The sequence below is a fragment of the Xanthobacter sediminis genome (assembly GCF_043195015.1).
Lineage (GTDB): Bacteria > Pseudomonadota > Alphaproteobacteria > Rhizobiales > Xanthobacteraceae > Xanthobacter.
In genome coordinates, this window is the sequence record NZ_JBAFWH010000011.1 from 165,181 (window position 1) to 172,654 (window position 7,474).

A 7,474-nucleotide genomic window follows, 5' to 3' on the forward strand; every position below is an offset into this window, starting at 1 on the left:
CCGGTGTCCGACCCAACTGCTGAACATTTCGATTTCATCGTCGTCGGCGGAGGATCCGCCGGCGCCGTTGTCGCCGCGCGGCTCTCCGAGCAGAGCCGCGTGCGCGTCCTGCTTCTCGAAGCCGGAGTGTGGGAGAACGGCTTGAAGTTCCGCCTGCCGGTCCTGACCCCGTTTGCGCTGGCCCAAAAGCGCGCGGTCTGGAACTTCGCCACCGAACCCGAAGCGGGGCTGAACGGGCGCACATTGGCGTGGCCGCGCGGCAAGGGAATGGGGGGCTCTTCCCTCGTCAACGGCATGCTCTGGGTGCGCGGGGATCCCAGAGAGTATGACCGGTGGGCGGCCATGGGATGTGAGGGGTGGTCGTACGCCGATCTCCTGGACCATTTCCGACGCAGCGAAACCTATACGCATGGAAACCCCGGCCAGAGGGGGCGGAAAGGTAATGTTTCCGTCGTTCGCCATCGCCCGGCCGATGACCTCTCCGGCGCCTTCCTGGCCGCCTGCCGCAATCTGCAGATCCCGCTGCCTGACGATTACAATGCGGGGGTCTCCGAGGGGGCGGCCTATCTGCAATTCAACTTGCGCGGCGGCCTTCGACACGGGACGGATCGCGCCTATCTCGATAGCGCGCGCAAGCGCGGCAATCTGGTCATTCGCGAGAATGCTCTTGCAACGCGGATCATCTTCGATGGCGCGAAGGCTGTTGGTGTCGAGTATCGCACGCGCAGCGGCTTGAATACTGCGTATTGTGGACGCGAAGTGGTCATTTCCTGCGGCGCGATCCACTCTCCCAAACTGCTGGAGCTTTCGGGTATCGGCAATCATGACATACTTCAGCGGGCCGGCGTTGCCACGTTCCTGCATCGGCCCGGCGTCGGCGAGAATTTGCGCGACCATCTGAATTCGCGGATCGGATATCACACCCATTTCCGCGGTACGCTCAACGATGTCCAGCACAGCCTGTTCTGGAAATTGAACGCAGGCTGGCAGTGGCTGCGGCAGCGTGGTGGCCCGCTGTCGATCATCGGTGCGACAGCACATGCCTGGGCGAAAACACGGCCAGACCTTGATCGCGCCGATGTAAAGATTCAATTGCTGCAATATAGCGCCGGACATTCCACCGGAAACATCAGCACGCGCCTGGATTCAATGCCAGGGTTCAGCTTGTCGAATTTTGTATTGCGGCCGGAATCGGCAGGGTCATGCCATATTCGGATCAATGACGCGGACGCTCCACCCGAGATTTCCGCCAATTACCTGCGGCATGAGGATGATATCCGCTCGACCATCGGCGCTCTCCGCCTGATCGGTAAGATTGTGGCAGACAATGCTTTCAGGGATTTCGTCCGATCCGTGGATCCGGCGTTCGAGCCGCTGGGGCGCGATGACGAGCTTCTCGATTGGGCGCGTTCAACCGGCTTGAGCTCGTATCATCCCATCGGTACCTGCAAGATGGGGGTGGACACCCTGAGCGTGGTGGATTCCAAGCTCAGGGTTATCGGCATTGCGGGCCTCCGCGTCGCGGATGCCGCGATCATGCCCACCATGCCATCGTCCAACACGCACGCGCCGGCAGTGATGATCGGCGAGAAAGCCGCGGCAATTATAAAGTCCGATCATAGCCTCGGTGCCGTTTCTGAACATGTGCCGTCATAGGCTATGGTTGGGCACATGATTGTAATAAATTATGTATAACAATTTTTAAAAATTAAATAATTACATAATTTTTTATTTCTCACTCTAAATCTGAGGGGTGTTTTCTTCCGCACAAAAATGATGATCAGACCAGCTCAATAGGGCGCGTCAGGCGAAGGCCGGCATTGTATATAACCTGAATGGGCAGCTCCAATTCCGCCGCGCGAAATCTCGTTCGGAGACGCGTGAGCGCGGCATCGATCACGCGACTCTCCGCCGACAGCTCCGTCTTGCCGAATATGGCCGCGATATCGTTGCGCGACACCGTCGTTCCCGGCCGCTGCGCCAGATATTCGAGGAAGAGGGTTTCGCGCACCGAGAGCCTGACGTATGCGCCCTCCGGGGCCTGCAGCATATGTCGCCGGCGGTCCAGCACGAGGTGCTGCGCGGCCGGAGGGGCCTCGGCCGCGGGGAGTGCGGTCCTCAATGTGTCAGATTTCCGCGCGCGGCGGGTGAGGTTGGTGATCGCGGCGGCCAGTTCCGCGCTGTCGACCGGCTTTGTAAAGTAGAGGTCCGCGCCCTGCTGATAGCCGTGTATCCGGTCGTCGCGCCGGGCACGGGCGGTCAGCATGATGATACCCATGTCGTCGCGCGCTGAGAGCTGGGCTGCCAGCTCAAATCCGCTCGTGTCTGGCAAGTTCACATCAAGAATTGCGATGTCATAATGATCTTTTAGCAAGAGTTCGTGGAACTCCGTTCCGGAGGCGGCTTCGGTCACATCCGCACCACGTAGGCGCATGTATTCGGCAATACTCTGCCGCAGGACCTCATTATCCTCGACGAGAATGATGCTCGGCCGAAGCTCGGTGGCGCGGTCCTTTTCCGTCGTCAACGCTTGCATCACAATCCACGATTATGCTTGATTATTCCTGCTTTTCGTGGGCGACCATATCAGGGGTGCTGGAATTGGCACAAGTGGGCGGGGTTCGTTCCGTGTTTCGCTCGGCGGGCCATCGTTGCGAGAAGGCTTTCTGTGTCTGGGCGCAGCGTCTGCCGCTGTTCTCGCTCCTGGCGCTGCTCTTTTTTCCGGCGGCCGCTCAGGCGAACGACCTGTCCGGCCCGGCTGGACTTCCTGCTCTCAAAGGCCATATCGCCATTCTGGAGGATGAATCATCCGCCCTGTCGCTCGCGGATATTCTCGAACCGGAGCGACAGGCGGCCTTTCGCCCTGTCGTCGGTGATGGCATCAATTTCGGTTACATTCGACATGCGGCCTGGGTGCGGTTGTCGCTGCCCGCTGCAGACAATGCGCAGGGCGTGCTCTCGCTGTCGCCCAATTTCCTCGATCTCATCGATGTCTACACGGCCATGCCCGGCATGGGCGGGCGGGCGCAGGATTACACACGATATGACGCGGGTGATCGCCGCACGCCATCTCGTAACGGCCTATCCAATATCGAGGAGGCTGTGCTGCTGGAATTCGCGGTCGGAAAAACGACGATGGCGTTTATTCGAATCGTCAGTCCAACATCGTCTGTTCATCTTAATATTTCCCTCACTCCAGCAGACACATACTCCTACGAGAGCGTAGCAAAGGTAAGCGTATTCGGCGTCTGGTTTGGGGCGATGGGCGCTTTATGCATAATTCAATTTGTTTTTTTCTACTTCGACAGGAAAGCGGAGTATCCGTTGCTGGCATTCAGCACGCTCGGGATCATGCTCATTTATTTCGGTAATCTCGGCTACAGCCACGTCTATCTGTTTCCCACGAACGGTGCGGCCAACAACATTTTTCTTGGCTTCAACGCCTGGGCCGGTCTCGCGGCGAGCGCGCTCGCCTACGACCGCATCCTCGCTCTGAAGCGCCGGAGCACATGGCTGCACCGGCTCTACCTCGGGATCGCCATCACCGGCGCCGTCGGCGTATTGCGCGCCTTTCTGGAACAGGGCTCCGCCTTCGGCAGCTTCGGCGCGTCGCTCAGCATTCTTGTCGGGGCGCTCAACATGGTCGTCGGACTGCGCTACGCCAACAGTGAGGGGGCAGCGAGCCGGCTGACGGCGGCGGCCTTTACCGCCATCTTCATCGGCATCCTCCTGTCCATGCTGCAACGGTTCGGCGTGGCCGGGGTCCCGAACTGGGTGCACAACAGTTACGGTGTCGCTGGGCTGGTGCAGACCATGCTGCTGACCGGAGCACTGGCCGTGCGGCTGCGTGCCGCCGAGGCCTTGAGCCGCAGTATGACGGACAGCCTGCTCCAGGAGGCGCAGAAGGCCGAGCGGATCGCGGAGGGGCTGGTCGAGGAGCGAACACGCGAACTGGTGGCCGCGCGCGGCGTTGCCGAGGATGCCCTGAGGGCGGAGCAGCAGTCTCAGCGGCAGCAGGTGCGTTTCATGGAGGTTGTCTCGCACCAATACCGCACACCGCTTGCCGCCATTCGCACCGACATCGACAGCATCGGCCTCTCCCTGGCGGGCGACGACGCGGCGAACCGCACCCGCATCGAGAGGGTGCGCCGGTCGATTAGCTGGCTGGTCGGAATTCTTGAGGTCAATCTGGAGCGCAGCCTACTGCAAGGCGCCTCCTTTCGTCCGCAATTCGCCCAGGTGGCGCTTGGTGTGGTGCTGTTGGCGGCGCACCAGCGGGCGCGCGACCTTCTCAATAGCCCGGATATCCGGCTCGACATGCCGTTGGCGGTTGCCAACATGCGCATCCGCGCGGATGCTAGCATGCTTGAGCTGGCGGTCCTGAACCTTCTGGAAAACGCCGTGAAATACACGGCCATCAAGGGCGGGGCGGCGGTGACCCTGGCGCTCAAGGCCAGCGCTGAGGGCGGCGTCGTCATTTCGGTACAGGATCAGGGCATCGGCATTCCCGCAGCGGATCTGCCGCATGTGTTCGACAGCGCCTTCCGCGGCTCCAATACCGGCAGGGCTGACGGCACCGGAATGGGCCTGCCGCTGGTCGCGAAGATCGCCGCGGCCCATGGCGGGTGGGTGGATATCGACAGCGTCGAGGACGAGGGAACCTGCGTTCGAATGGCCCTGCCGCTGCAAGGCGCCTGAGTATTCGCGCTCCACACCTGTCCCATGCGGGAAGATATCCCGCTTCGTTATATTTTCCATGGAATCAGCGTGAGTGCCAGCGGGCAAATTTCGCGATGTCCCCCGGGGTGCGTGCCCTGTCGTGCATCGCATGGCTGCACGATTAGGCTGGTGGTGTGATGCTGGGGCAACGGTTTTTGTTACATTCGTTGCCGAGCGTTACATTCGTAACAATTGATTTCTATTCGTTTCCAGAGACTTACATATACTCCCCCTTGACTTGCGTGGGCGCGGTCATGCCCTGAGCCGCACGTTCGCAAAGACGTGCCTGATGGCGCGTGTCCTGGTGCCGGTGGGGCGAAGCTTGGGGGAAGTCATGGTGCGGGGGAATGTTCTGGGCGGAAAGCGGAAGCTTGATGGCTACGTGGGCTTCGTCATCCCGGCACATGCTGCCACCGAGAGGTCTTCCGTGCGGAGTGGTCTGCTGCTCAGCTCGGCCTTGGTCCCGGTTCTGGCCCTCTCGCTGGCGGTGGCCACACCCGCGCTCTCGGCGCCTGGGGGGATTTTGATTCCCGCCGAGGCCGGTGGCGCCGGCGGTACTGGCGGTGGCCAGGGCGGCGGCGGCGGCGGTGGCGGCGGCGGCGGTGGCGGCGGCGGCGGCGGCGGCGGTGGCGCGGGCAGCTCGGGCAGTGCGGGCTATGACGGCATCTCGGGCCAGGGAGGGGCGGGTTCGGCAAGCACCTCCGGCGCGGGTGGCGCCGGCGGTGACTCCGCCGGCGCTGGCGGCGCGGGAGGCGGTGGCGGCGGTGCGGGTGGTCTTGGCGGCGATCCCGTCTTTGGCTCGATTGGTTCCAATGGCGCGGCTGGCAGCGGCGGCGGCGGCGGCGGCGGCGGCATACATGACTATATGGGGCTGTTGCTGCCTACCTACAATGTGCTGGGTGGCGCAGGCGGGAAGGGTGGCAACGGCGGCACCACCACCACCGCCAACGGCGGCGGTGGTGGTGGTGGTGGCGGCGGATTTGGCGCCATCGTCGTCGGTACAGGCAATCTGGGCACGCTGATGACCTCTGCCACCGGCGGCGTGGGTGGCGCTGGCGGGACGCCGGGCGGCGCCCTCGCCCTCGGCGGCATGGGCGGCACGGGCGGCGGCGCCCTTTTCATCTCCAGTTCCGCGGCGGCGTCGGCTCGGATCAATGCGCAGGTGACGGGCGGTGCAGGCGGTGCAAGCGGTACGCGCGGCTTTGGCGGTGCGGGCGGTAGCGGCATCTATGTCGTGAACACCAGCGTGGGTGAGACGGTCACGCTCCTCCTGGACGACTTAGCGCAGGTGCGGGGCGGAGACGGCGGCATTGGCGTCAGCGGCGGCTTGGCGGGGGCGGGCGGCGTCGGCATCGCGGGCAACGACCTCGATGTGCTCCTCAGCGCGGGGTCAATCGTGTCCGGCGGCGTCAGCGGCAATAACGCGACGCGGGCCAGCGCGATCCACTTCACCAGTGGATCGAATAGCCTGATACTGATAGGCAGCGGCACCTCCTATGCCACGATCAACGGCAATGTGGTTGGTGGCGGCACGGATACGCTCAAGCTCTCCGGTTCCGGGGGCCAGTTCGACTTGAGCAAACTCGATGGCGGCACAGGCGTCAGCGCCCAGTTTCAGTCTTTTGAAACTGTTGCGGTTACCAGCAGCCAAAGTGGCAACGCGTGGACCGTGGTCGGATCCCAGGCCGGCACCACCAATATCGCCTGGAGAGTCGACAGTGGAATGTTGAAGCTTGGTGCCTCTGCTGCGGCCACGCTTCGCGGCTCCGTCACTGTGAACGACGGGGGCGGGTTGACCAATGGCACCTTCGCCACCCAGGCCATCCGGGGTTCGCTAACCGTGAACAGCGGCGGCATATTGCTGTTGAATGCGGTGTCCGGCGGGACGGGGATCAGCCTTTTCGGAGACTTGAGCCTGAAGGATGGATCGCGCACCGTGGCCAAACTCGGCGCGCCGACGACCACCTTGATCTCGGTTCAGAGCGATCTGTCGTACAAGGGTACGCTCACCATCGACGACGGTGGCGGGCTGACGGAGGGCACCTACACGCTGGCCAGTTATGGCGGCACCGTGATCGCCGGCTCCGGATTCGCGAGTGTCACCGGGCCATCGGATTTCGACTACACGGTCAGCGTCGACACGGCGAACCATCTGCTGCTTCTTGAGGTGGCGACCCCGTCGCTCTACTGGAACGGGGCCACCACGGACGGCGGCACATCGTCGGTGGTCGGCGGCTTCGGCGTCTGGTCGGCTTCCGGCACCACGAACTGGACCAATGCCGGCGGAACCAGCCACGTGGCATGGAGCGACGGGAAACGCGCCGTGTTCGCGGGTACGTCCGGCATCGTTCGGGTGGACACGACCGCAGGCGCTATCGTCGCCAAGGGGCTTGAGTTCGCCACCTCGGGCTACCAGATCGCGCCCAACGCCGTGGGCGACAACCTCACCCTGGCGAATGCGACGGCACAGCCGAAGGTGAATGTGGCGGGGGCCTTCTCGACCGCCGGCATCTCCGTCGCGATTATCGGCACCGACGGCCTCGAAAAGACCGGTGACGGCCGGCTGATCCTGTTCGGCGAAAACAGCTATACCGGCGGCACCACCATTTCGGCGGGCACTCTGCAGATCGGCACCGGCGGCACCTCTGGCTCCATAACGGGCGATGTGGTGAACAACGGCACGCTCGTGTTCAATCGCTCCGACGAGCAGATCTTCGGCGGTGTCATCTCGGGCGCCGGCAAGCTGGAGAAGCTG

At 63.0% G+C, this 7,474-nt stretch carries 4 protein-coding genes; 3 read left to right on the forward strand and 1 reads right to left on the reverse strand.

The annotated features are described in order from the left end of the window. Nucleotides 1–3 precede the first annotated feature (3 nt). Complete coding sequence (locus V5F61_RS15655; protein ID WP_393989610.1) at nt 4–1,656, forward strand: GMC family oxidoreductase; 1,653 nt, start codon at nt 4–6, stop codon at nt 1,654–1,656. A gap of 124 nt (nt 1,657–1,780) precedes the next feature. Here V5F61_RS15655 and V5F61_RS15660 read toward each other — a convergent pair whose 3' ends face one another. Further along, nucleotides 1,781–2,536 carry a response regulator transcription factor gene (locus V5F61_RS15660; protein ID WP_393989609.1) on the reverse strand — a complete coding sequence of 252 codons (756 nt, stop codon included), beginning with the start codon at nt 2,534–2,536 and terminating at the stop codon, nt 1,781–1,783. A gap of 14 nt (nt 2,537–2,550) precedes the next feature. On the opposite strand from V5F61_RS15660, the gene V5F61_RS15665 reads away from it, so the two are divergent. Then, nucleotides 2,551–4,698, forward strand: coding sequence for a sensor histidine kinase (locus V5F61_RS15665; RefSeq protein WP_393989608.1), 2,148 nt, complete (start codon nt 2,551–2,553; stop codon nt 4,696–4,698). Between the two features lie 310 nt (nt 4,699–5,008). Continuing rightward, nucleotides 5,009–7,474: beta strand repeat-containing protein (locus V5F61_RS15670; RefSeq protein ID WP_393989607.1), on the forward strand; the 2,466-nt coding region annotated here is incomplete at its 3' end.